Source organism: Actinomadura barringtoniae, from assembly GCF_017573505.1.
Classification (GTDB): Bacteria; Actinomycetota; Actinomycetes; order Streptosporangiales; family Streptosporangiaceae; genus Spirillospora; species Spirillospora barringtoniae.
This window is the reverse complement of sequence record NZ_JAGEOJ010000003.1, coordinates 268,864-293,460: the sequence shown is the minus strand read 5'-3', so window position 1 is coordinate 293,460 and position 24,597 is coordinate 268,864. Positions and strand designations below refer to the sequence as shown.

The 24,597-nt window shown below is 68.8% G+C and carries 21 protein-coding genes and 1 tRNA gene; 15 read left to right on the top strand and 7 right to left on the bottom strand.

Features of this window, described 5'->3' with window-relative positions; genetic code table 11:
* Positions 1 to 9: 9 nt before the first annotated feature.
* The 3 genes from J4573_RS08315 to J4573_RS08305 all read right to left on the bottom strand — a co-directional run bounded on the left by J4573_RS08315 (position 10) and on the right by J4573_RS08305 (position 3,642).
* Positions 10 to 786: a transposase gene (locus J4573_RS08315; RefSeq protein WP_208254693.1), complete on the bottom strand. Its 777-nt coding sequence runs from the start codon at positions 784 to 786 to the stop codon at positions 10 to 12.
* A 7-nt stretch (positions 787 to 793) separates the two neighbouring features.
* On the bottom strand, positions 794 to 1,381 hold the full coding sequence (locus J4573_RS08310; RefSeq protein WP_208254692.1) for a hypothetical protein: 588 nt from the start codon (positions 1,379 to 1,381) through the stop codon (positions 794 to 796).
* A 902-nt stretch (positions 1,382 to 2,283) separates the two neighbouring features.
* On the bottom strand, positions 2,284 to 3,642 hold the full coding sequence (locus tag J4573_RS08305) for a tyrosine-type recombinase/integrase (RefSeq protein WP_208254691.1): 1,359 nt from the start codon (positions 3,640 to 3,642) through the stop codon (positions 2,284 to 2,286).
* A gap of 136 nt (positions 3,643 to 3,778) precedes the next feature.
* On the opposite strand from J4573_RS08305, the gene J4573_RS08300 reads away from it, so the two are divergent.
* The 3 genes from J4573_RS08300 to J4573_RS08290 all read left to right on the top strand — a co-directional run bounded on the left by J4573_RS08300 (position 3,779) and on the right by J4573_RS08290 (position 5,688).
* Positions 3,779 to 3,844 (top strand) — tRNA-OTHER (locus J4573_RS08300).
* A 656-nt stretch (positions 3,845 to 4,500) separates the two neighbouring features.
* Positions 4,501 to 5,055 carry a TetR/AcrR family transcriptional regulator gene (locus J4573_RS08295; RefSeq protein WP_208254690.1) on the top strand — a complete coding sequence of 185 codons (555 nt, stop codon included), beginning with the start codon at positions 4,501 to 4,503 and terminating at the stop codon, positions 5,053 to 5,055.
* Between the two features lie 27 nt (positions 5,056 to 5,082).
* A complete protein-coding gene (locus J4573_RS08290) occupies positions 5,083 to 5,688 on the top strand; it encodes an SRPBCC domain-containing protein (RefSeq protein WP_208254689.1) in 606 nt (201 codons plus the stop codon).
* A gap of 265 nt (positions 5,689 to 5,953) precedes the next feature.
* Here J4573_RS08290 and J4573_RS08285 read toward each other — a convergent pair whose 3' ends face one another.
* Positions 5,954 to 6,364, bottom strand: a complete 411-nt coding sequence (locus J4573_RS08285; protein ID WP_208254688.1) for a hypothetical protein — start codon at positions 6,362 to 6,364, stop codon at positions 5,954 to 5,956.
* 208 nt (positions 6,365 to 6,572) lie between these two features.
* Between J4573_RS08285 and J4573_RS08280 the strand changes: the two genes are divergently transcribed.
* Positions 6,573 to 7,016 (top strand): hypothetical protein, encoded by a 444-nt coding sequence (locus J4573_RS08280; protein WP_208254687.1) that lies wholly within the window; start codon positions 6,573 to 6,575, stop codon positions 7,014 to 7,016.
* Positions 7,017 to 7,075: 59 nt separating this feature from the next.
* Positions 7,076 to 7,618 carry an SMI1/KNR4 family protein gene (locus tag J4573_RS08275; protein WP_243772658.1) on the top strand — a complete coding sequence of 181 codons (543 nt, stop codon included), beginning with the start codon at positions 7,076 to 7,078 and terminating at the stop codon, positions 7,616 to 7,618.
* 144 nt (positions 7,619 to 7,762) lie between these two features.
* On the opposite strand, the gene J4573_RS08270 is transcribed toward J4573_RS08275, so the two are convergent.
* On the bottom strand, positions 7,763 to 10,015 hold the full coding sequence (locus J4573_RS08270; RefSeq protein WP_208254686.1) for a M9 family metallopeptidase: 2,253 nt from the start codon (positions 10,013 to 10,015) through the stop codon (positions 7,763 to 7,765).
* A 179-nt stretch (positions 10,016 to 10,194) separates the two neighbouring features.
* On the opposite strand from J4573_RS08270, the gene J4573_RS08265 reads away from it, so the two are divergent.
* From J4573_RS08265 to J4573_RS53760, 3 genes are all read left to right on the top strand, one after another.
* Positions 10,195 to 10,848 (top strand): GntR family transcriptional regulator, encoded by a 654-nt coding sequence (locus tag J4573_RS08265; protein ID WP_307796553.1) that lies wholly within the window; start codon positions 10,195 to 10,197, stop codon positions 10,846 to 10,848.
* A 135-nt stretch (positions 10,849 to 10,983) separates the two neighbouring features.
* Entirely contained in the window at positions 10,984 to 11,235 is a 252-nt protein-coding gene (locus tag J4573_RS53765) for a hypothetical protein (protein ID WP_243772797.1), read from the top strand.
* A complete protein-coding gene (locus J4573_RS53760; protein ID WP_243772657.1) occupies positions 11,181 to 11,423 on the top strand; it encodes a nuclear transport factor 2 family protein in 243 nt (80 codons plus the stop codon). The genes J4573_RS53765 and J4573_RS53760 overlap by 55 nt, the downstream gene beginning before the upstream one ends.
* Positions 11,424 to 11,451: 28 nt before the next feature.
* Here the strand turns inward: J4573_RS53760 and J4573_RS08255 are convergent, their stop codons facing one another.
* Positions 11,452 to 11,817, bottom strand: a complete 366-nt coding sequence (locus tag J4573_RS08255) for a bleomycin resistance protein (protein WP_208254684.1) — start codon at positions 11,815 to 11,817, stop codon at positions 11,452 to 11,454.
* 472 nt (positions 11,818 to 12,289) lie between these two features.
* Between J4573_RS08255 and J4573_RS08250 the strand changes: the two genes are divergently transcribed.
* Genes J4573_RS08250 through J4573_RS08220 form a run of 7 tightly spaced genes read left to right on the top strand, consistent with a single transcriptional unit; the run spans position 12,290 to position 24,247 of the window.
* Positions 12,290 to 15,583, top strand: a complete 3,294-nt coding sequence (locus J4573_RS08250; protein ID WP_208254683.1) for a non-ribosomal peptide synthetase — start codon at positions 12,290 to 12,292, stop codon at positions 15,581 to 15,583.
* A gap of 31 nt (positions 15,584 to 15,614) precedes the next feature.
* The gene (locus J4573_RS08245) at positions 15,615 to 15,818 is read left to right on the top strand and encodes an MbtH family protein (protein WP_208254682.1); all 204 of its coding nucleotides are present in this window, start codon (positions 15,615 to 15,617) and stop codon (positions 15,816 to 15,818) included.
* A 1-nt stretch (position 15,819) separates the two neighbouring features.
* The gene (locus tag J4573_RS08240; protein WP_208254681.1) at positions 15,820 to 17,106 is read left to right on the top strand and encodes an MFS transporter; all 1,287 of its coding nucleotides are present in this window, start codon (positions 15,820 to 15,822) and stop codon (positions 17,104 to 17,106) included.
* A complete protein-coding gene (locus J4573_RS08235) occupies positions 17,103 to 20,120 on the top strand; it encodes a type I polyketide synthase (protein ID WP_208254680.1) in 3,018 nt (1,005 codons plus the stop codon). The genes J4573_RS08240 and J4573_RS08235 overlap by 4 nt, the downstream gene beginning before the upstream one ends.
* A complete protein-coding gene (locus J4573_RS08230; protein WP_208254679.1) occupies positions 20,117 to 20,905 on the top strand; it encodes a thioesterase II family protein in 789 nt (262 codons plus the stop codon). The genes J4573_RS08235 and J4573_RS08230 overlap by 4 nt, the downstream gene beginning before the upstream one ends.
* Entirely contained in the window at positions 20,823 to 22,547 is a 1,725-nt protein-coding gene (locus J4573_RS08225; protein WP_208254678.1) for an acyl-CoA dehydrogenase family protein, read from the top strand. Before J4573_RS08230 ends, J4573_RS08225 begins: the two co-directional genes overlap by 83 nt.
* Positions 22,548 to 22,549: 2 nt before the next feature.
* Entirely contained in the window at positions 22,550 to 24,247 is a 1,698-nt protein-coding gene (locus J4573_RS08220; protein WP_208254676.1) for a non-ribosomal peptide synthetase, read from the top strand.
* 27 nt (positions 24,248 to 24,274) lie between these two features.
* Here the strand turns inward: J4573_RS08220 and J4573_RS08215 are convergent, their stop codons facing one another.
* The gene (locus J4573_RS08215) at positions 24,275 to 24,571 is read right to left on the bottom strand and encodes a three-helix bundle dimerization domain-containing protein (protein WP_208254675.1); all 297 of its coding nucleotides are present in this window, start codon (positions 24,569 to 24,571) and stop codon (positions 24,275 to 24,277) included.
* Positions 24,572 to 24,597 lie beyond the last annotated feature (26 nt).

The window sequence follows — 24,597 nt, the reverse complement described above, 5'->3', positions numbered from 1 at the left end:
GGGACTGGCTCAGCCGGTCATGGCCAGGTTGCGCATGAGGGCGATGCCGCGGGTGGCGTGGTGGACGCCGTCGCGTTTGCGGCGGCAGTTGCGCAGGATGTTCCACCACTTCATGTGCGCGAACGCGTGCTCGACGCGTGCTCGGACCTTCTTGTGGATGGTGTTGAGCTCGACCTGCCAGGCGAGCAGTTCGCCGCCGTCGCGCGGACGCCGGTAGGGCATGATGACCTGCCGGTTTCCGAAGTAGCCGCCATCGGCCATCACGCTCGCGCCGCGACAGGAACGCTCGACGCCCGAGTCACGGTAAGCGGTGCAGTCATTGTGGTTGCCCGGCACCGGCCGGCCCACCGCCACGACCAGGCGGGTGTTGGCGTCGATGACCACCTGCATGTTCACCGAGTACCGGTAGTTCTTACTGGGCGCGGTTACCTTCCGATCGTGGGTCGGCACCAGCGTGCCGTCCACGATCAGCACCGTGTCCGGGCCGTACCGCCGGGTGACCGGGGCCAGCGCCAGCAGTGGGGCCAGGTGGTCCACCACCCGATGCGCGGCCGACTTCGACACTCCGAACAGCAACGCGACCTGCCGCACCGTCAGGTTGGTGCGGTAATACACCGCGATCAGCAGCACCCGATCGGCCAGCGGCAGGCTCCACCGGCGGCCCGTGCCGGTCTGCTCACCACCGCGACCTGCCACGATCCGCACCAGCTTGCGGAACTGACGCACCGACAAGCCTGTGAACACCGGCACCCACTCGACCCGGTCCGCACTGATCACCTGCTCCACAGCAAGATCATCGGGCCAGACGGCCGACCGTTACGGGACAGCCTTTTGCCCCAGGAGGAAGGACGTCGCCGTCGGAACGAGTCGGGCGCTGGTTTAGAGGCCGTGCATCAACTACTGGTCTCGCACGCTCCATTTTCTCAAGAGCGCGCCTCGCCTTAAGTTTTTCACGTTGAGCGTTGTAATAAGCTGTTTGGACGGTTGGCCACCACTCGCCGAGCTTCTGTGGATTCTTTGCCATGTAGACAAGGACTCCTGTTATGGCAGAAATACTCCCCGCAGGAATTATCATCTCCAGTATGAGTGGAGAGTTCATATTCAGTGACGCGGCGTAGATACGGTTGGTTTCGTGTTGGATTTGGCGGGTCATGCGCTTAATATCGCGTTCCCGAAGTACGGCACCTCTGCTCTCCGCATCTGCGACAAACTGGGCGAGAGCAACTGCTCGGATGAAAGCCTCTAGGTGAGCAAGAGTTTTTCTTATCTCAGGGAAATTAGTTGGGAAACGGTCAAAGTTGATGTGGACGTAGTGATCGAAGCGCTCGTCCAGACTCACCTGGAGAGACTCCAACTCAACGAGATCTGTCCGCCTGTTCACGGGCGGGATCTTAGTGGATGATCGGGTGGTTAAGGGGCGAGAAAAGCTAGGCATGAAGAAGCCCCCGGTGAACCGGGGGCAGAAGCTTCGGGGGTCCACGAGCCTGCTTCGATCGGATCATCCTGGGCCACTCTCTTCTCCTAGACCGTTGGCTGGAGGCGGGGGAGAGGGGGTCGGGGGCTGCTCCGCGGCGGGCGGATGGACCTGACCGGTCAAGATCCGAAGGGTTTCGAGGGCCGCTTGGCGGGCGGCCGGGGTGGCCCTATCCCTGGTTGCTTTACGTGCGAGCCACGCGAACAAGGCAAACCAGATAGTCGTGATGGCGAGAGCGGTCAACGCAACAGGAGTGTTTCCCTTTATCGCTGCTGCTCCGGACGCCGCACCGGGGACTATCCCAGCTAGGCGTACACCACCGTGGGTGATGTTCGCATACGGTCACCCTGCCCTTTCCCTCGCCAGCACGCGCTTGGCCAGACCGAGATCTGGCAGGTCTTCTGGACTCGCTGGCGAGACCGAGCCTCGACCGCCTTGGCTGTCCCGCACCCCGCGGGAAGAGGTTAGGTCGTACTGATAGTCGAGATCCGAAACACTTTCCTGTTCCACCGGAGCCATCTCGATCACTCGACGGTAAGCAGCTCTGACTTTACCGAAATTTGTGGAGCAATCCCAAGACTTCAAGACATTACCTCGCCAAGGCTTCGGCCCGTGCCGGTCCGGACCCAACTCGATGCCCTGGATCCGTACATCTAGCGATGATCCTTACTCTCATCCCACCTCATACGTGTGATCTTGTGTATCCCATCGGGTTGCATCGATCATTCGTCAGCCCCGCCGCCAAATGATCCAGAACTGCGGCGGGGCTTGGCTGTGGACCAACGAGCCGGCCGACAAGCTCCGGTGAGTCAGCCGGTTGCCCGGCTGACCTCGGTATTGCGGGAGCGGTTACGAATCTTGTCGAAGGCGTCGAGGGTCTCGTCGTCTTCGTCGGGGAGGGTGTGGAGGTACTTCTCGGTCGTGGTGATGCTGGCATGCCCGAGGCGTTCCTTGACCTTCTGGAGGTCCGCTCCGCCGGCTAGAAGCCACGAAGCGTGAGCGTGACGGAGGTCGTTGGGCCTCGCGTGAAGGCGTAGCTTGGCCGCCTTGAGCGTGGGCTTCCAGACGTGGTCTCGAAACCAGCTCCGGGGAATGTGGCCGTCGGTGTTGACCGTCCGAGGACGACGCGGCGAGTCCTTCCCGGCGGCGCGGCGCCGCGCCCGATAGTCGGCGTAGACGTCCTTGCAGCTCTGGCAGCGACACTTGGCAGCGGAGTAGCCGCTGAGCGTGCCGTGCCGATAACGATTCTCAGGCTCGATGAAGCCCAGACTCTCGGGATCGGTGAGCACTCGAAGCCGGCGGGGGCGGGCGCGCTCCTCCGGTCGCAAGGAGAAGAGGAGGTCCTCGTCCCCTAGGCTCTCGGCTTCGATGTGAGCCGCGATCCTCTTTGCCGTCTGGGCGCTGACCCTGACGCTCCGATGCTCCTTGTCCTTCGGATAGTGCTTGACGTGGAACCGTCCGTCTTGCGGGCGATGCTTCGGAGCGAGCTCGATGACGACTCGACTCACCGTGATCGTTCTGGTGGCCAAGTCGAAGTCCTTGGCGCGGAGCTCGGTGACTTCCCCCCACCTCAAGCCGGTCTCGATATCGACGTCGACCAGTAGCTGCATCCGCGAGTTCGGGAGCGTCTCGTGGAACACCTCGTACTGCTCAGGGGTGAGGATGGTGCGCTTCTTCTTGGGGACGGGTGGCGTCTTCACCCCCTTGCAGGGGTGGAGGACTATGACCTGATCGTTCAGCGCGGTCGTGAAGATCGCGCTGAGCACGGTCATGCAGTAGCGGATCGTGGGCGGATTGACGCACTCATTACTCAGGTGCGTGACCCATTCGCGGACATCGATCGGGAGGATGTCGATCATTCGCATGCCGCCGAACCACGGCATGATGTAGCGAGTGATCTCGTAGTCGTAGTTCTCGCGAGTTCGCAGTTCGATGACGTGATTCGGGAACCACACATCCTCGACGTAGACGCGAAACCGCTGTCGTCCCTTCCGGGGATCGGCGGTCCGGCCTAACTCCTGCTTGGCCTCTGCGCGTTGCCAGGCTTTCTCGGCCTGGTCATAGCCGGAGAAGGTACCCGCGGAGCGGACCTTCCCTCGCTGATCTCTGTAGAGCGCGGTGTAACGCTCTTTGCCGGCCTTGTTCGTGCGGACCCGGGTGAAGCCCATGACGCTCCTCGCTGATGATCGTTTGTCATCCGGTTGTCATCGGGACGGCCAAGGAACAGGCGCCATTCGATTGGACTCAGCGGACGACTCAGTACCTCTCACCAGCGACGTTAGCTTAAAAGCAATGGAACGGCTAGGCTGTTTTGTATAGTCAACCTCGTTCGCATCGAGGGGGTCAGGGGTTCAAATCCCCTCAGCTCCACCCAGGATAGAGGCCGGTTCCGATCATGGAACCGGCCTTTTTTGATCCCGTACAGCAGCAAAGTACAGCCAGACGGGGTCACTGAGCGTTTCAGACGCTAGAGCCTGAGCCCCCAGACACCACCCTGGTTGAGAACTTTCTCTACGTCTTCAAGCGCGTCCGCAAGCGGGCGCCCGGGCTGGCTGTGCCCGGCCCTGCGAGCCGGGCATGCGGTCTTGTTCCGTCCGGTCCCGTCTCGCAGCCCGGTTACGGTCGCCCCGAGCCCACTAGCAGCACCCAAGAAGCCAGGAGACTCGTTCTATCAGCCAAGCCCACGAGGTTTCGGGTAGCGGCTTCTAGGCCATCGATGCTTGATCTGGAATGTGCCCACGGTGCTGGCTGCTTCGTTCGGTCGGCCCTCCGGCGTGGCCTCCGGCCATGACCGGCCCCAAGCCTGTCAGCGAGCGAGAGTTCCGCTAGTCACGGTAAGGAACTCGGTGCCTGGCCCGTTGCGTGTGAGACAGGTGGTCGCCGATTTTCGCTACTTCTGTTGCGTAAAGCGGGGGAGAGACTTACTCTGATTTACGAAACGTTCGGAGCGAAAATGGGGGGGGCAGGTCGTGGGGCCGAGTGGACAGCGCGGGCGACCGCGTTCTGAGGAGGCTGACGTCCGCCTTATGGACGCGGCGCTGGAGTTGCTGCTCGACCGCGGTTACGACCGGTTCTCGGTCGACGAGGTCGCGGCGAAGGCCGGCGTCGCCAAGACCACGCTGTACCGGAGGTGGCCCACCAAGGATCATCTGATCGTCGCCGTCGTCGCGCGGCTCCAGGACTCAGTGCCGGTGGAGTACAGCGGCGACGTCCGTGCTGATCTCACCCGCTACCTGGGCGAGATCGCCGCCGGCCTCAACCGGATGCGGCAGGCGGGCCGCCCCGCCACGTCCGGCGACACCTCCGCAGGTCTGGTCGCCGAGGTCGCGGCCGCGGCCGCCCGTCATGCCGATGTCGGCGCGGCGGTCCAGGCGATGTTCCACCGCCGCAACGCCCTGGTGCTGACGCTGCTCGAACGCGCCCGCGAAAGCGGAGAGCTTCACGCCGATGTCGAGCCCGAGGTCGTGTTCGACCAGCTCGCCGGCGCCCTGTACTACCGGCTGCTCATCACCGGCCGCCCCCTCGACGCGGCGTACATCGACCGCCTCGTCGCCAGCGTCCTGCGCGGCGCGTCCGTCTGAACCCAGCGATACGAAAGAGGCTGCATCATGTCCTCCACGACGGCTTCCCCCACGCGGGTCGACGACGCCTCGGCGTCTGCCGCACGACGATCCACACCCCGTTGGCGGCGCCGACTGCTCGCGGCACTGGTTGGACTGGTCGCGCTGCTCGGCGGCTACACGGTGTGGACCAACGTCCACCCGTTCCGGCTGAACGCCTCGATCGAGATCCAGGCGACGCCCGAGGAGGTCTGGCAGGTGCTGACGGACTTCACCACTTACCCGCATTGGAACCCGTTCCTGACCTCGGCGCGGGTGACCTCGCCCGGCGGCCGCCTCGACAAGGGCGCACGCCTGCACATCGTGATGCACGACGCGAGCGGCGACTCGACCTTCAAGCCTCAGGTTCTGACCTACGCACCGGGCAAGGAACTGCGGTGGCTCGGGAAGATCGGGCCAGGTTGGATCGGTGACGGGGAGCATCGCTTCACCATCGAGCAGATCCGCCCCGGCCGCGTCCGCCTGACGCAGAGCGAACGCTTCACCGGAGTAGCCGTCCCCTTCGCCCACGGCATGTTGAAATCCAACACCCTGCCGCAGTTCGGGGCGATGAACAGGGCGCTGGCCCAGCGGGTCGAAACGCTCCATCGCTGAACGGGGCCTGCGGTCGAACGCAGTTCAGGGCCTTGATCTCGCATGAGATTGAGGCCCTTGCTGCGTTATGGCCTCTTCGGCTGCTGTCATGTCGGTCGCCTCGTAGAACGCCGTTTCGTACGTCGAGGAAGTAGCGCAGCTGCGGGTTGTCGCGTGGCCGTCGACGTCGCCCCACATCATGTCCGCAGTTCCGGTGGACAATGGTGGCCAGTTGGCTTTCCCGGGGCGTCATGGGCCGGATGGTCCCATTGGCCACTGACAAGGGTCAGGGGTTTTGGGCCTTGTCCCAGGCGTCGAGGACTCGGGTTGTGGGGTCTGGGGAGTCGGGGTCGCGGGGGCGGTCGGTGAGGATGAAGCCGGGGAGTTCGAGGGTGTGGTCGGCCTCGGTGAGGTAGAACGTTCCGCTGGGTAGGTCGGGGTCCCAGCCGTTGGCCAAGGCGTAGTCGATGACGGCGCGGACGTCCTTGGGAGTGGGGTAGCCGTCGTCGGTCGCGCAGCCCCAGGGCAGGACGGCCCTGGATAGGAGGTCGGCCTGGAGCAGGCGGCTGTTCTTGCCGGCGCCCCATACGCGTAGGCGGACGCAGCTGTGGCAGTCGCGGCCTTTGACGTGGTGGACCTTGGCGGTCCACGCGAATTCTCGGTTGTGCGCGTGCAGCTTGCGTAGGCGAGTTTTCATGGTGGCAACGAAGCTTAGGGTTCGTGGGCCGGGGGTTGCGAACGGATTTGAGGGGCCCAGGTGGTGTGCGGCTTTGGACCTGGGACGGCCGGGACATCGGGGAAGTTCGCTGGGACTTTGGCCCCTTAACGTGACCGGTTGATTACGCGAACACTTTCCTTGTGGGTTCGGGGGACGGACCTCACGTTGGTTCCACGGGGAGGAAGAGATGCGCAATCAGACTGTTGTCGTGGCGGCGACCGTTGTTGTGGTGGCCGTGGTCGCGGGGGCTGCGGCCGTGGTGGTGGCGTTCGGCCGTACGCACCAAGCCGTGGCCGCGAACGCGCCGGGGTCCTTGCCGACGCCCATGACGCTCGCGACCACGCCGGCTCAGCCGACGCCGACTCCGACGGTCACCGTTACCAAGCGGAAGGTCGTTCGGGAGACGGTGGAGGCGCCGGCGCCGCGCTATCGGGGCGGGGACTCGGAGTTCCTGTCCATGATCGCGCGTGACGGCATCCGGGCTCCGGACGACTGGGCGATCGAGGCGGGGCGCGAGACGTGCGGGACGGGCTACTCGTACTCGTACGACTACCTGACCGACGGCGGGATCTACGGGTACCACGTGCAGACGTTCATCGACGACTGGATCAGCGCGCACGGGGGCTGCTAGGGGCACGGGCCTCCGTGTTCGTCGCCGTCGCGGAGGCCTCTGGCGCTAGCCTCTCGAGGATGACTGAGATGGCTGAAGATCTTGCGCTTCCTGCTGCTCTGGCCGAGGTGGCCGCCGTCGGGTTCGAGTGGGAGTACGACGAGGATACCGACGAGTCTCGTGGGTGTGACTTCGAGTTGTACGGCGGGCTCGAGGCGGCTGAGAGGACCGCTTGGTGGTTCCGGCTTTGGACCGGTAATCAGGAGGTCGACGGCTCGGAGTTCCGGTTCTTCGGGTCCACGGGGGCCGGCGACTATGTGGGTTTCTGGTTGGTCCGGCCTGGGGCACCGCTTGTCGAGCAGCCGATCATCTACTTGGGGTCCGAGGGGGAGCGCGGGGTGGTGGCGCGCGATCTCGGCGACCTGCTCTGGGTGTTCGCGGACGGTTTCGGCCCGCAGGAGGCGCTGGACGCCCCGGAGGCCGAGGCGGAGCCCAACGACGCGTTCACGATCATTGCTGAACGGTACGCACCGGGGAAGCGGCGGCCTGTCGCGGAGCTCGTGGGCGCGGCCCAAGCGGAGTTTCCGGACTTCCCGGACATGATCAAAGCCTTGTGCCGGTGACTGGCACTCCTGCTGCTGGACGAGCCCACCAACTTCAAGGGCTCTCACCTGGAGCTGGACGGAGGACGGCTCGCCATTCCGGGTCGGCGTTCTGCCTAGAGGGCGGGGCGGCCACTGGGGCGGCCGCCCCGCCCTCCCGTAGTCCTAGTAGCGAGTGGTGATGGTTACGCCGCTGAACGAACTGGCGGCGTAGAGGCTGACATAGTTATAGGCGCCGGCGCGAAGGCCGCTGACGGTGAGGGACTCCGCGTTGCCCGCCTTGGCGGAACGCGAGGTGTAGGCGCTCGTGGTCGCCCAGGTGTTCGGGTTGAAGTAGAGGTCGGCGTTGCCGGTGCCCCCAGATGCGGTGATGCTGAGGCTGCTCGTTCCGGTGGGCACCCACAGGTAGAAGTAGGCGTAGTTTCCGGTCGTCGCGGAGACGTTGGACCGCTGGCAGTTCTTCCCCATCACCCGGGTGTCGGTGTCGGTGCACTGCTGCCCGGGATCGGGGTTGCCGCCGCCGGAAAGGGCGTCCAGCCAAGAGCTGAAGTCGCTGTCGTAGTTAAGGGACTTCGTGAGGTTGTAGGCGGCGGTGTAGTCGCCGGAGCGGTAGTAGCCGAGAATCCTGGTCAGGTCCGAGCGGTGCTTCTCGAACATGTAGCGGACGGCCAGATAGCCCCAGTGGTACGTCCTGTCGACGTTGGTGTTCTCGTAGGTGGTGTCGAAGAGCGTGCTGAGCGCGTAGGTGTGCTTCTTGGCCTCGTTCAGCGCGTCGGTGTAGGTCAGGTTGCGGTACGAGTAGGAGACGTACTCCGCGACCCCCTCGATCCACCAGATGTTGGGCTTGACGGTCTCGGCGGTGAAGTCGCCATAGGTGTTGTACCGGCCGTCGAGGTAGTGCGTGTACTCGTGGTTGAGGTTCCAGATGCGCGCGGCGAAACCGTCGTCGGTGGGCTTCTGGTAGGCGATGAAGCGCGGCTGGTTGCCCTGGACGGCAGGGTCGCCCTCCAGGTACATGCCGCCGTTGTTGGTGTCGATGCCGAAGATGACGCCCGCGTACGTCTGGTAGTCGTCGCTTGAATGGAAGACGACCACTTCCATGTTGCTGTTGTAGTCGTTGCCTACCGGCTTCCCACCGTCCTGCATCATGTCGTGGAAGTAGGCGTTCTGGTTGAGCATGCTCGTGCAGGCGTCCTGGAACTCCTGCGTGGTCATGCTCTGGGCTATGACGTGCAGGACGTTCGCGCTGCAGGTGTGCGTCTGCGTCAGCACCGCGGCCTTGACGCGATTCGCGAGGTCACACGTTCCGTAGTAGGAGCAGTTGGCTTCCTCGTAGCCGTTGGTCACTTCCGCAACGCGCACCCATAGGGCGGCCCGGGTTCCGGTGATGCCGCTGTTGTCGAGCAGCCACTTGATGAGGGGACGCACCTTGCTCTGCAGACCCGCGTACTGAACGAACCGGGCGAGTTCGCCGCCCGCGTTGACGTCCAGGAACGCGTAGTCCCCGCCCAGGTAGTTCATGTGGTTGCGGGCGAAGGTGTTGACCGTGTCCACGATGCTGGGGTCGGCCTGGACGGCGGCCGGATAGCCAGGGGCCCACTGGCCGCGGAACAGAACGGTGAAGACGTTGTTCACGGCGTTCCGCATGTACCAGGACTTCTCGTAGTCGCCGTTGTAGGCGTTCAGCAGACGCTTGACGACGTAGAGGTAGCGCGCGTTCTCTCCGGCACTGTCGATCAGGGTGACCGCCTCGCCGAGGATCTCGCCGTTAGCGTCGCTGACCGTGCCGGACGCGCCGCTGGCATAGAACGCGTCGAGCGCGCCCTCGCTCGCCGTGGCCAGGGTCTGGGTGTACGGGCCGACCGTGCTGGGGTTGTAGTACTGCACGTAGTAACCCGCGCGCAGGTAGAGGACCAGCTGCTCGGTGCTGGTCGAGTTGGTCCCGTTGTACGAGCCGGCGTTGTCGCGCAGGGCGTTCGCCACCGTCACCATCTGCGCCTCACGGAAGGCGTAGTACTGGTCCGTCCCGGTGATGGAGAACAGCGAGTTGATGCAGTCGACCGTGGCGCCCTTGATGGCGTTCACCAGGGCCGCACCGCTGTTGCCCGTGAAGTCCGAGACCGAGCAGGCCGCCGCAGGAGCGGGCGTGGCCTCCTTGAGGAGCTTGCGGGGTGCGTTCTTAGTAGTAGGAGCGAGCGGTTCTCGTTCCTTGGCGGTCTTCTTCGCGTTGACGGCGTCGGGTTTGGCGAGCGTGGTCGGGCCGGAGATCTGACGGCCCTTCTTGGGGGTGGGAGCGGCGATCCGCCGTTCCTGCTTGGCGGGGGTGGTGCCGGGAGGGGCGGCGAGCGCCGGAGCGCTACTGCCGATCACGAGGGCGATACAGGCCAGCAGAGCGGTGGCCCATCGTCGAGGTGACATCCGACTTCTCCTTCGAAGGGGGTGGTGAGGAGACCGGGATGAGCAATGTGATGTGTAAAATGTCACATGCGACATGTCGGTACAAGACCCTGATTTCGTCCGCCGGTGACCTCGCTGGTGACAGGGGCCCGCTCGGTAGGATCGGCACCGGACGGGATGGTGATTGCATGGATGCGGCGGTGGGTCTGCCGTCTCTCGGGCCGCGCGAAAGCCTGCGCCGCCGCGTGGTCGACGCGCTGCGCGCCGCTCTGGTCACCGGCCAGATGGGCCCGGGCCAGATCTACTCGGCCCCCGTGCTCGCCGAGCAGTTCGGCGTCTCGGCCACCCCGGTCCGCGAGGCGATGCTCGACCTGGTCAAAGAAGGCCTGATCGAGGCCGTGCCCAACAAGGGCTTCCGCGTGGTCGAACTGACCGACCGCGACCTCGACCAGCTCACCGAGGTCCGCACCCTCGTCGAGATCCCGCCGGTGGTGGCCCTCGCCGGAGCCGTACCGCCCGAGGCCGCGACCCGGCTACGCGCGATCGCCGAGGAGATCGAGGTGGCCGCCGCCGCCCGCGACCTCGTCGCCTACATCGACGCCGACCGCCGCTTCCACCAGATGCTGCTCGGCCTCACCGGCAATGCCCACCTGGTCCGCGTCGTTCTGGACCTGCGCGACCGCACACGCCTGTTCGGCCTGGCGCGCCTGGCCGAGACCGGCGAGCTGGTCGCCTCCGCCCGCGAGCACATGACCCTGCTGGACCGCCTGGCGGCCGGCGACGCCGCGAGCGTTGAACGCCTGATGCGCGAGCACCTGGGCCACGTCCGCGAAGAGTGGGCCGGCGACCACTAGCCCCGCTGCGACGACTGGGCCCGCTGCGACCGGTAGGTCCGCTGCGACGACTGGGTCCGCTGCGACCGGTAGGTCCGCTGCAACCGCGCCCTCTCAAACGGGGTTCCACGCCCATCGGCGACGAAAGGAACCCCGATGCCCCAGGAATACCCCACCGACGCGTGGTCGGTCATGCAGCGCTTCTACGCCGCCGAGGCCGAATACGTGGCCGCAGGCGGATACGGCAAGGCCAGCTATGACGCGGTGGCGGCCCACCTGGACCCGGAAGTGATCCTGCACCAGGCCCCGGCCTCCCGTTCACCGGCACCGGAACCTGGCGCGGCCGCGACGGCATGGAACGCTTCCTGGCCACCTTCAGCGAGACCTGGGAATCCATGGAATTCCTAGAGCAAGACCACTGGGGCAACGGGGACACCCTCGTCGTGAGCAACCGGGTCAGGTTCCGCGCCCGAGCCACCGGCCGCGACGTCGAGACCTCGATCGTCCAGCTCATCAAGGTCCGGAACGGCCGCATGCTCGAATGCCGCCCCTACTACTGGGACCCCGCCGCCATCACCGCCGCCTGCACTCTCTAGGCGCGAGCACAACTCGACAAGTGGGCCGTCAGGGGTGGTTGAGGGGGGAGCCGGCTCTGTGGAGGGTGCCTTCGGGGTCTACGTAGGCGAACTCGCGTAGGCCGTAGGGGGTGTCTTCCGGGGCGACGAGGCGGCCGGGGAGGTCTAGGGCGGACCATTCGGCGTGGAGGGTATCGGCGTCGGAGACGTAGAGGTAGATGGCCGCGGCGGTGCGCTTGGGGTCGTGCTCGTCCCACTCGGTGAGGTGGAGGGATACCTGGCCGCGGTCGGCGAAGGCGTAGGTGGGCTCGCCGGAGTCACGGTTGACCGTGAAGCCCATGCGCTCGTAGCGGTCCAGGGTGGCGGGGAGGTCGCGGACGGGGATCACCGGCGCGACGGATTCGAAGGCGACCATGGGGCCAGGTTAGGCGGTCGGCGTTCCGATGCGTCGACTTATTGTTGCCGATGATCTTATTTCGGCGATGAATATGTCAATGATCTAGATCTCTGTAAAGCCATTCATGGATCATTGAAGGTTTTTGTCTACGTGGGTGTGTAGGTGTTTTCCACGATGGCCTATCGAGGTGCATTTCCCGCATCATCGGCAAATGGCTCCGGCAAGGAGGCGGGGGCCAGAGGGGGCGGGACGACGATGCACAAGACCACGATCTCCCGGTGTGCCCGTGGGGCCCGGGTCGAGGACCGTGGCTGCAGATGGCCGTGTGACGACAGGTCCACGAGGGGACGTCCGCCGTCCGGGCGCTGAGCGCCGAGCAATTCCTGAGTGCGCTGAAACCGGCATTCCGCATGCCGGTAAATGCCGCATTCCCTTGTAGATGAACCTTCAATTAGGCATGTCCGTGCTTTTGTGCGGAGGGAGACCATCCATGTCTGAAATGGATCGCCCGCGCCCGCTGTCGTTCGCGCAGCGCGGGCTCTGGCTGCTGGACCGGCTACATCCCAGCGACACCTCGTACAACGTTCCGTTCGTCGTACGGCTGACCGGGGCGCTGGACGTCGGGGCGCTGACCGAGGCGCTCGGGCGGGTGATTGAACGGCACGAGATTCTGCGCACGACATTTCCCGAGAGGGGAAGTGAGGCCTATCAGCGGGTTGGGGCCCAGCGGCGGGTTTCCTTGCCGTTGGTCGATCTGACCGAGCTGCCGCGTGGGGAGCGTGAACGGCATCGGCGGGAGCTGATCGCCGCCTGGGCGGGGGAACGGTTCGACCTGGCCCGGGGACCGCTGCTGCGGACCCGGCTGATCAGGCTGGACGAGCACGATCACGCGCTGGTGGTGGTGCTTCACCACATCGTGTGCGACGCCGAGTCGATGCACGTGTTCTTCGACGAGCTCGCCGGCGCGTACGGCGGCCACATGCTGCCCGACCTGCCTGACCTGCCCGGCCTGGCCGTTCAGTACGGGGACTACGCGGCGGAGCAGCGGCGGCGGCCGGTGGACGCGGGGGAGGTCGCCTGGTGGCGGGAGCACCTCGCGGGCGCGCCGACCAGCCTCGCGCCGCCCGCGGCTGACCGGCCGCGGCCGGCGGTGCGCGGAACGGCGGGCGACACGCACGCCTTCCGGCTGCCGGGCGAGCTGATGGACGCCGTGGGCGGGCTCGCGCGGGCCAGGCGGTCGAGCGCCTACATGGTCATGCTCGCCGCGTACGCCGCGCTGCTCGGCAGGCTGTCCGGCGCCCGCGACCTGCTGATCGGCACGCCGGTCGGGGGACGTTCCGAACCCGAGCTGGAGTCGCTGATCGGGTTCTTCGTGACGACCGTTCCGCTGCGCGCCGACCTGACCGGCGACCCGACGTTCGGCGAGCTGGTGCAGCGGGTGCGCGCCGAGACGCTGGCCGTGCTCGGGCATCAGGACCTTCCGTTCGAGGCGCTCGTGGAGGGGCTCGCGATCGAGCGCGACCCCAGCCACACGCCGCTGGTGCAGGTCATGTTCACCTTCGACCCGCGGCCGCTCGCCGAGCCGCGCTTCGCGGGGCTGGACGCCGAGGTGTCGATGGCCTCGCCGCTGACCGCCAAGTTCGACCTCGACTTCATGATCGTGAAAGCGGCGGACGGCGACGGTTTCGAGGTCACCGTCAACTACAGCACCGAGCTGTACGACGCCGAGACGATCGAGCGGCTCGCCGGTCGCTTCACGCGGCTGCTGGAGGCGGCGGTCGCGGACCCGTCCACGCCGGTCTGGAGCCTGCCGCTGCTGGACGAGCGCGAAAAGGAACTCGTCACGCGCGAGTGGGCCCGGGGCGGCGCGGCGCACGCGATGGACGTTCCGGTCCACGAACTGTTCGCACGCCAGGCGGCCCGTACGCCGCACGCGCTCGCCGCGAGCATGCCTGCGGATGGCGCCTCACTCAGCTATGCCGAGCTCGATGAGCGTGCGGAACGCCTGGCACGTCGCCTGCGCGCGGCGGGCGTACGGCGCGGCGACGTGGTCGGGATCATGCTGCCGCGCAGCCTGGAACTGCTGACCGCGATGCTCGGCGTACTCAAGGCCGGGGCCGCCTACCTGCCGCTCGACACCACCCATCCGCCCGCGCATCTCGAACGGGTCCTGGGCACGGCCGGCAGCGACCTGGTGGTCAGCGGGTCCGTGACGGCGCATCGGCTGAACGGCGTCGCGGTCCGTTCGCTGGACGTTGACGAGACGGACGGGACGGACGAGACGGACGGGACGGACGAGCCCGGTGCGGGCGGTGCCGCAGAGCCCCTGGTCGCCGGGGATCTCGCGTACACGATCTTCACGTCGGGCTCGACCGGTGCGCCCAAGGGCGTCGGGATCGCGCACGGGTCGCTGGCCAACCACGCGCAGGCGACGCGCGACCTGTTCGGCCTGACCCCCGACGACCGGGTGCTGCAGTTCGCGGGCTTCGGCTTCGACGTGGCGGCCGAGGAGATCTTCCCGACCTGGCTGGCGGGCGGCTGCGTCGTCCTGCTCGACGGAACGCCCCCGCCGCCGAACGGGCTGACGGCCGTTCTGGAGGCGGGCGAGATCACCGTCGCCAACCTGCCGGCGAGCTACTGGCAGCAGTGGGCCGCCTCGCTCACCGCGAGCACGCCGCCCGCGCTCCGGCTGCTGGTGATCGGCAGCGAGAACGTGGACGCCGGAGCCCTCCAGGCCTGGCACCGCACGAGCCCGATAAAGGTGATCAACGCGTACGGGCTCACCGAGACGACCGTCACCGCGATCGCCCACCGCACCGACGCGACGACCATCGACGCGAGCGTTCCGATCGGCGCGCCCATCGACGGCCTTGAGGCGTACGTGCTGGACGACGACCTGCGACCGGTACCGCCCGGCGTCGCCGGCGAGCTCTACATCGGCGGCGCGGGCCTGGCGCGCGGCTACCTCGGCCGCCCGGACCTCACCGCCGAACGCTTCGTCCCCAACCCGTTCGACGACGGCAGCGCTGACAAGAGCGGCGGCACGCGTCTGCATCGCACGGGAGATCGCGCCCGCCGGCGACACGACGGCGCGCTCGAAGTACTCGGACGCGTCGACGAACAGCTCAAGGTGCGCGGCTACCGCATCGAGCCCGCCGAAGTAGAGGCGGCGCTGTCCGCGCACCCCGAGATCACGCAGGCCGTGGTGTTGGCACGTGGCAACGACGGCGACCGGCGCCTCGTCGGCTACGTCGTTCCGCGCGACGGGGGCCAGACCCCGGACGATTTGCGGGCCTTCCTGGGAACGCGGCTGCCCGTTCACCTGGTCCCTTCGGCACTGGTGGCGCTGGACGCGTTCCCCGTGACGGCCGGAGGCAAGGTCGATCGCGCCGCGCTGCCCGAGCCGAAGGCGATCGCGGCCCCCGTACGGACCGCTCCGGCGGGCAACGCGGCCGAACGGCGCATCGCGGCCGTCTGGCAGGACGTCCTCGACCTCGAACGCGTCGGCGTCCATGACAACTTCTTCGACCTCGGCGGCAACTCGTTCGCGCTGGCGGCGGTGCACGCGCGCCTCGCCGAGACGTACGGGCGCCAGTCGCTGCCCCTCGTCGCGCTGTACGAGCACCCGACGATCTCGGCCCTGGCCCGCCACCTGTCCCACACCGACGCCGACGCCGAGCCGACCAACGGCGGCGAGCCGACCAACGGTGGCGAGGCGAGGTATGAGGCCGCCCGGCTGCGCGCCGGTCGCGCCCGTCTCCGCCAGCGCCGCCGCGCCAGCTGACGACCACTTCACAACGAAGGGCTATCGACCCATGTTCAACGACGATGACCAGCGGATCTACACCGTGGTCCGCAATGACGAGGAGCAGTACTCCGTCTGGCCGACCGGGCGTTCGGTACCGCGCGGCTGGGCCGAGGTGGGCGTGACCGGGACCAAGGCCGAGTGCCTGGACCACATCCGCGTGGTGTGGACGGACCTGCGTCCCCGCAGCGTGCGCGAAGCGATGGAGGCCTGAGGTGCGACGACGACCCGAGAGCCTCTGGCGGAACGGAGCGTTTCGCAACCTGTGGCTGGCGCATTCGGTCAGCCTCGTCGGCACGCACGTGACGATGCTGGCCTTCCCGATGGCGGCTCTGCTGCTGCACGCCTCCGCGCTGGAGGTGAGCCTGCTTGCCGCCGTGGAGTTCCTGCCCGTTCTGCTGCTCGGCCTGCCCGCCGGGGCCTGGGTGGAACGCCTTCCGCTGCGCCCGGTGCTGATCATCACCGATCTGGTGCGGGCTGCGGCGCTGGTGACGGTGCCCGTGGCGTACGCGCTGGACCTGCTGACCATGCCGCTGCTGTACGTGGTGGCGTTCGCGATCGGGCTCGGCACGCTGTTCTTCGACGTCGCGCAGCTCTCCCTCCTTCCCGGCCTGGTCGAGGAGGAGCAGCTGACCAGCGGCAACGCCAAGCTGGAGACCTCGCGTTCGGTCGCACAGCTGGCGGGCCCGGCGGTGGGCGGCGTGCTGGTCCAGGCGCTGACCGCCCCGGTCGCGCTGGCGATGGACGTGCTGAGCTACCTCGCCTCGGCCGTGTTCCTGCTCCGCGTCCCCGCCACCACCACCGAGGCGATCGTCGAGAACCCCGAGCCCGCGACCAAGAACGAAGGCCTGCGCGCGGAGATCGGCGAAGGGCTGCGCTTCGTCTTCGGCCACCGGCTGCTGCGGCCCATCGTGCTGTGCGCCGGCGCCGCCGAGCTGGCGTTCGCCGCCGTGCTCGCCCTCCAGGTCGTCTACGCCGTCAACGTTCTGCACCTGAGCGCGGGCGTCGTCGGCGCCGCGCTGGCCATCGGCAACGCGGGCGGCCTGCTCGGCGCGATGCTGAGCACGCCCGCCGTCGAACGGTTCGGGCCCGGCAGGGCGCTGATCGGCTCGGTCGCCGTCTTCGCGGCGGGCGCGCTGATGATCCCGATGGCGGGCGGCGCGGTCGGCTTCGGCGCTGGCCTGTTCGTGGTCTACCTCGGCGTCGTGCTGTTCAACGTCGTTCAGACGACGCTCTGCCAGATGGCGACGCCCGCCCGCCTGCTCGGGCGCATGAACGCCACGCTCCGCTTCATCACCTGGGGGACCGTGCCGCTCGGCGCGGCGCTCGGCGGCTTGCTCGTCGCGCCCCTCGGGCTGCGCGGCGTGCTCTGGCTCGCCGGAGCGATCACCGTCGTGTCGATCGTGCCGCCGCTGTTCTCGCCGGTACGAGCCCTCATGTCCTATCCCTCGGCCAATGAACCGGCCGCCGATGAGCCCGTGCGAGCCGGGAGTCCCGCATGAACCACATGAACGACGTCAACGAGATGACCGATGACACCAGCACCTACCTTGCCGTCGTGGGAATGGCCGGGAGATTTCCCGGCGCCGCCGACCTGCGGGAGTTCTGGAAGGGGCTCGCCGAAGGCACCGAATCCATCACCAGGTTCGACGGGAACGCCGCCTACGGCGCGGTGACGGGCGCCGACCACTTCGACGCGGCCTTCTTCGGCTACTCGCCGCGCGAGGCGCTCATGCTCGATCCGCAACAGCGGGTCTTCCTGGAATGCGCGTGGGAGGCCCTCGAGCACACCGGCTACGACCCGGCGACCTACCCGGGCGTGATCGGCGTGTACGGCGGCAGCGGCGACACCGGCCATTTCGGAACGCTCCGCGCCAACCGCGACCGCTTCCCCGGGGTGTCGGACTGGCAGTTCCGGCTGGCCTCCGGCGCGGACTTCCTGACCAGCCGCGTGGCGTACAAGCTCGGCCTCACCGGCCCGGCCGTCACCGTCCAGACCGCGTGCTCGACCTCGCTCGTCGCCGTGCACATCGCCGGGCAGGCGCTGCTCGCGGGCGAGTGCGACCTGGCGCTGGCGGGCGGCGTGACCGTCAAGGTCCCGTCCCCGGTGGGCGAGGTCGGCGGGGACGACGGCGTGCTGTCGTCCGACGGAACGGTCCGCGCGTTCGACGCGGCCGCGACCGGGACCGTGGGCGCCGACGGCGCCGGGATCGTGGCGCTCAAGCGGCTGGAGGACGCGCTGGAGGACGGCGACCACGTCCACGCCGTGCTGCTCGGCACCGCGATCAACAACGACGGCGCCGCCAAGGCAGGCTTCACCACGCCGAGCGTGGACGGCCAGGCAGGGGCGGCACGCGCCGCGCTGGCGGTGGCCGGGATCGACCCGGCGACGGTCGGCTTCGTGGAGGCGCACGGCACCGGCACGATCGTCGGCGACCCGATCGAGGTGCGCGCGCTGGCCAAGGCCTACGGGCCGAACGCCGGCACGAACGCCGGGCCGAACGCCGGGCCGAACGCCGGGACGAACGCCGGGACGGGGCCGGGCGTCGGCACCGGGCCGCTCGGGACCAGCCTGCTCGGGTCGGTCAAGCCCAACATCGGGCACACCGACGCCGCCGCGGGCGTGATCGGGCTGATCAAGGCGGTGCTGGCGCTGGCGAACGAGCTGGTCCCGCCGACGCTGCACTTCCGCGAGCCCAACCCGATGATCGATTTCGCGTCCGGTCCGTTCACCGTCAACCCGGTGGCCAGGCACTGGCCGCGCCAGGCGGGCGAGCCTCGCCGCGCGGGCGTCAACTCGCTCGGGCTCGGCGGAACGAACGCGCACGTCATCGTCGAGGAGGCACCGGCCTCCGAGATCGCCGACGAGCGGCGCCCGTTCCAGCTGCTGCCGCTGTCGGCCCGTTCTACCCAGGCGCTCAAGGCCGCCGCCGCACGTCTCGCGGACGACCTGCGCCACGGCCACGCATCGATCGCGAACGCGGCCTGGACGTTGCAGACCGGGCGCCGGGCGTTCGCGCACAGGGCGTTCGTCGTCGCGGCCGACCGCGAGTCCGCGCTGGCCGCGCTCGCCGACCGCCCGCAGGCGGTTGATGCGGAGAACGGCGTAACGGCCTCCGACGTGGCGTTCCTCTTCCCGGGCCAAGGCGGTCAGCACGTCGGGATGGCCAAGGAGCTCTACGAGCACGAGCCCGTCTTCCGCGCCGAGATCGACCGGTGCGCGGAGCTCGCCCTGCCCACGCTCGGCCTCGACCTGCGCGACGTCCTCTATCCCGAGGCGTACCCCGAGTCGACGCGCGACGACGCGATGACCAGCATGCGCATCGCCCAGCCCGCGCTCTTCGCCGTGGAGTACGCGCTCGCTCGCCTCTGGCAGTCGTGGGGCGTGAACCCGGGCGTGGTGGCCGGGCACAGCCTGGGCGCGTACGCCGCCGCCACGATCGCCGGGGTGATCGACGTCGCCGACGCCCTTCACCTGGTGCTCGTACGCGGCCGGTTGCTGGAGAGCCTGCCCGACGGCGCGATGCTCGCCGTGCCGCTGCCCGAACGTGATCTGCTGCCCTACCTGACCGAACGCCTGTCGATCGCGGCGATCAACGGACCGGCGCAGTGCGTCGTCGCCGGTCACGCGCTCGACGTGATGTCGCTGCGCAAGCGGCTGGACGCCGACGGGATCGACGGCCGCGTCCTGCACATCAACGCCGCCGCGCACTCGCTGCTGGTGGAGCCCGTGGTGGCCGAGTTCGAACGGACCGTGGCGCGGGTGCCGCTCAGCCCGCCGTCCATCCCGTGGCTGTCGGATCGTACGGGCGAGCTGGTCACCGCCGAACAGGCGTGCGACCCCGCGTACTGGAGCGGGCATCTGCGCCACACCGTGCGGTTCAACGACGCGCTCGCGACGCTGCTGCGCGAGTCCGGCGGCGGCCCGCTGCTGGAGGTCGGCCCCGGCCGGACCCTCATCACGCTCGCTCGGCGCCACCCGGCCGCCGCGGGGAACGCCACCCAGCTCGTTCTGCCGAGCCTGCCGCACCCGAACGAGGCGGCGGGCGGCGCGGAGGCGCTGCTGAACGCGGCCGGGCGGCTGTGGCAGGCGGGCGTGGAGATCGACTGGCCCGCGCTGCACGACGGCGAACGGCGACGCCGCACGCCGCTGCCCACCTATCCGTTCGAGCGCAAGCCGTTCCGGCTGGACGCCGAGCAGCACGTCCTCGAACCGTTCGAGCCGACCCTGGCGCCCGAGCCAGACCCACAGGCTCAAACGGCAGAGGGCACCGAGCAAGCGGTCGCCGGCGCTTTCGCGGCCGTGCTCGGCATGGACGGGTACGAGCTGGGCCCCGACGACGACTTCTTCGAGCTCGGCGGCGACTCGCTGGTGGCCACGCAGGCCCTGGCGATGATCCGCGAGGCCACCGGCTGCGAGCTCACCGCCCGCGCGGTCTTCCAGGCCCCGACCGTGGCACGCCTGGCCCGCCTCATCGACACCGAACTCCTCGAAACCGAAAGGCCCGCTTCATGACCGCGACCCGATCCCGGTGGCTGATCCGCCGCCCGGGGCAGGCCGAGGCCGCGCTGCGCCTCTACTTCTTCCCGCACAGCGGCGGCTCGGCCGGCGAGTACATGCGCTGGTCGTCGCAGCTGCCGTCGGCGGAGGTGTGGGGCGTTCAGCTGCCCGGACGCGGCGGCCGCATCTCCGAGACCGCCCCGACCACGATGAACGGGCTGGTCACGGCGCTCACCGCCGAGGCCGACTTCGGCGAGGTCCCGTACGCGTTCTTCGGGCACAGCCTAGGCGCGCTCGCCGCGTACGAGACGGCGCTCGCGCTGCGCGCGCAGGGCAGGCAGGGACCGCACGCGCTCTTCCTGTCCGCGTACGGGGCGCCGCACCTGCACCGCCCCGGCCCGGACGTGCACATGCTCGACGGCCCGGAGCTGATCGCCGCCGTCGAGCGTGAGTACGGGCCGGTGCCGGCCGAGATGCACACCGACCCCGAGTTCGCCGCGCTCGTCCTCGGCGGCCTGCGCGCCGACATGTCGATCGTCTCCTCGTACCGCCCGCGCGCCACCAGGCCGGAGCCGCTCGACTGCGCGATCACCGTGTACGGCGGCAGCGAGGACCGCGAGACCGCGGTCCGCCTGGCGGCCTGGGACGACTACACGACCGGGCCCTTCACGCTGCGCGTCTTCGCCGGCGACCACTTCTACTTCCGGGGGAACTCCGATGACCTGCTCGGACAGCTCGACCGCGCGCTCGCCGCGTTCACCGCGCCGGCCGCGTTCACCGCGCCCGCCCAGCCTGCTTGACGAGCTCTACGCCGGACACGTCCGCTGGGATCTCGTCCGGCCCTTTCCGCGCCAGTCCGCCGCCGAACGGGCGGCAGGGGACGAGGCGGTCGCCGCCGTCACCGACCTGCTCCGCACGTGGATCGACCCGGAGGAGGTCGACCGGACCGGCCGCCTGCCCGACGGCTTCCAGGCGGCCCTGGGCAAGGCCGGATTCCTGCGCCTGATGATCGACCCGGCGCTCGGCGGGCTGGGCCTGTCGTGGGCGAACGCGGCGCGCGTCGTGGAGGCCACCGCCCGGTGGTCGGCGCCCGTCGCGTACACGGTCGCGATCACCAACGGCTTCGGCTCCGGCTCGTACCTGCCCGTGCTGCCGCCCGGACCGCTGCGCGACCTGATCGAGGCGCGGGTGGCCGGCGGCATCGTGTCCGGCGGCGCCGACGCCGAGCCGATCGGCACCGCCAACCAGCACCGTGCGACCACCGCCGTCCCGGTCGAGGACGGGGCCGCCTACCTGATCACGGGGGAGAAGGTCTTCATCGGCAACGCGCCGGTGGCCGACCTGATGGACGTCTCGGCGACGATCGACGGCACCGGCGAGGTGCGGCTGTTCTTCGTCGATCTCGACGCGCCGGGAGTCGAGCACGTCATGCGGCACGAGTTCATGGGGCTGCGCGGCGCCGAGATCGGGGCGATCCGCTTCGACAACGTCCGCGTGGCCGCCGAACGTCTCCTCCCCGAATCCGAGGACGGCTGGCGCATGCGTCCAGGCGAAGGAACCTCCGGTGAGGCGGACTCCAGCGAGGCGGACTCCGGCGAGGCGGACTCCGGCGAACTGGCGGCGCTCGCGCTCTCCGCACGCAACCTGGTCGTCACCCCGACCACGCTCGGCATCGCGCGGATGTGCCTGGTCTGGACGCGCGACTTCCTCGGCCGCCGCGTGATCGACGGCCGCGGGCTCGGCGAGTACGACCAGATCCAGCGGCTGGTGAGCGCGACCGCCGCCGACGTGTTCACGATCGAGTCGCTGCTCGCGTGGTCGGTCCTCGGCGGCGACCAGGCCGACCTGCGCCCCGACCTCACCGCCGTGAAGAACCTCGTCTCGCGCCTGTGCTGGCGTACGGTCGACCGCACCGTGTCGCTGCTCGGCGCGGAGGGCTACGAGACCGCGCGCAGCAAGGCCGCGCGCGGGGCCGTGCCGCTGCCGGTAGAACGGGCTTTCCGCGACGCCCGCGCGCTGCGGGTCGCGGGCGGCGTCGACTTCATGCTCGACATGTGGTCGGCCAAGTCCCGGCCCCCACTCGCACCCGAGACCCGGTTGCCCGGCCTCACGCCGCACGACACGGCGCTGACTTCGCGGAACGAGATGCACCTGGCCTTCGTGGCGGCCCAGTCCCGTTCGCTGGCCGACATCCGCGGCGACGACCAGCACACGCTCGGTGTCGCCGGGGCCATCGCGGCCGAACTGCTCAGCATGACCGTCGTACTGGCCCGCAGCGCCGACCTGCCCGACGCCGCCGACCTCGCCGACGTGTCCTGCACCGCGTCCCGGCACCGGCTGGCCGAGCTGCGGTCCCGGCTCGGCGACCGCGACCGCGACGCCGCCGCGACCAGCGACGCGTCCCTGCACACCGCCCGCTTCGACTTCCTCACGAGGACCTGACCATGATGAACGAGCCCTGCGTCCATGATCTGGTGGCCGTACAGCCGCCCGGCCGCGTCGCGATCGTCTACCGCGACGAGCAGCTCACCTACGGAGAGCTGAACGCACGCGCCGACCGCCTGGCGGCCCGCCTCACCCGCGAAGGGGTGGGCGTCGAGACACCGGTCGGCGTCTTCCTGGAACGCTCGCCCGAGCTGATCGTCACGTTCCTGGCGATCCTCCGGGCCGGCGGCTACTACGTTCCGCTGGACCCGGCGTATCCGGCGGCGCGCCTCGCGCTGATGCTGGAGGCCACGAACGCTCCGGCGATCGTCACCCTCCCGGCCCTGGCCGAACGCCTGCCCGCCACCGACGCGATCGTCCTCACACCCGACGACCATCCGCACCTGCATGCGGTCGCGCTCGACCGGCCCCGGGTAGGGCCCGAGAACCTGGCGTACGCGATGTTCACGTCGGGATCGACCGGTCGGCCCAAGGGCGTGGCCGTCCGGCACAGCGGCGTGACGCGCCTGGTCCACCACCCCGGCTACGTGTGTCTCGACGAGGACGAGGTCGTGCTGCACATGTCCTCGACATCCTTCGACGCCGCCACGTTCGAGATCTGGGGAGCCCTGGCCAACGGCGCCCGCCTGGTGATCAGCCCGTCCGGGCAGTCCTCGGTCCACGAGCTGACCGCCCTCATCCAGGAACACCAGGTCACGGCGGCCTTCTTCACCACCGGCCTCTTCCACCTGATGGCCGACGAGTACCCCGAGGCGCTCTCCGGCCTCCGCCAGCTGCTCACCGGAGGCGACGTCCTGTCGCCGACCCGGGCCCGGCGCTTCACCCAGGCCGTTCCGTCGTGCCGCCTCATCAACGCCTACGGGCCGACCGAGGCGACCACGTTCACCACGACGCATCCGGTCGCCGAAGCCGACACCCCGATCGGCCTGCCCATCCGCGCGACCTCGACCCACGTCCTCGACGAGGACCTGAACCCGGCCGACGAGGGCCGCCTCTACGTCGGCGGCGCGGGGCTCGCGCGCGGCTACGTGGGCGATCCCGCCTTCACTGCCGAACGGTTCATCCCCGACCCGTGGACCCCGGGCGAACGCCTCTACGACACCGGCGACCTCGTACGCCGCCGATCCGACGGCGTGCTGGACTTCCTGGGCAGGGCCGACAACCAGATCAAGCGGCGCGGCTTCCGCGTGGAGCCCGCCGAGATCGAGGAGGCGCTCCGTACCGACCCCGACGTCCAGGACGCGGCCATCGTGGTCCAGGGCGACTCGGCCGAGGACAAGATCCTCGTGGCCCACATAGTCAACCTTGGCCCCCTCGACGCGATCCGTTCCCGGCTCGCCGAGACACTCCCCGCCTACCTCTTGCCGGACAGGTGGCTGGAGTCCGCGGGCCTTCCGCTGAACGCCAACGGCAAGGTCGACCGCCGAGCACTACAGGTCGTTCCGGCAACCGAGATCCAGGCCACCGACGACCTTGAGAACGAGGTCGAGTCGTCGATCGCCGCGATCTGGCGCGAGCTCTTCAAGCTGAACGACGTGGGACGCCACGACGACTTCTTCGAGCTCGGCGGCCACTCCCTGCTGGCCACCCGGATGGTGTCCAGGCTGCGCACCAGGCTCGGCGTCGAGCTACCGCTGGCCGCGGTGTTCGACCATCCCACGATCGCCGAGATGGCCGGCCTGATCGACGCCGCCTGACACCCGGCCGGGCCGGGGCGCCTCTCGTCAGGCGACCTGGTCGTCCGCGTCCTCTGCTTGGTCCGCGGCCGCTTCGACGACCGAGGCGGCCGCGACGGCCGCGGCCGGTGCGCCGCCCGTGGCCGGGGCGAGCCGTTCGCGGGCCATGCGCTCGACGAAGATGGGGACGAAGTCACGAATGGGCGACCGCTCGAAGCGCCGGTACCCGGCGTCGATCGCCCCGGTGATCTCGTCGTTGGAGCGCATCTCTCTGAAGGTGGCTACCAACCTGTCCGTCAGGTCGCGCTTGGCCTGCTGCTCACGGACCGCTGTGTCGGTGGTCAACGAGAACCTCCGGATCATTGAGCCTT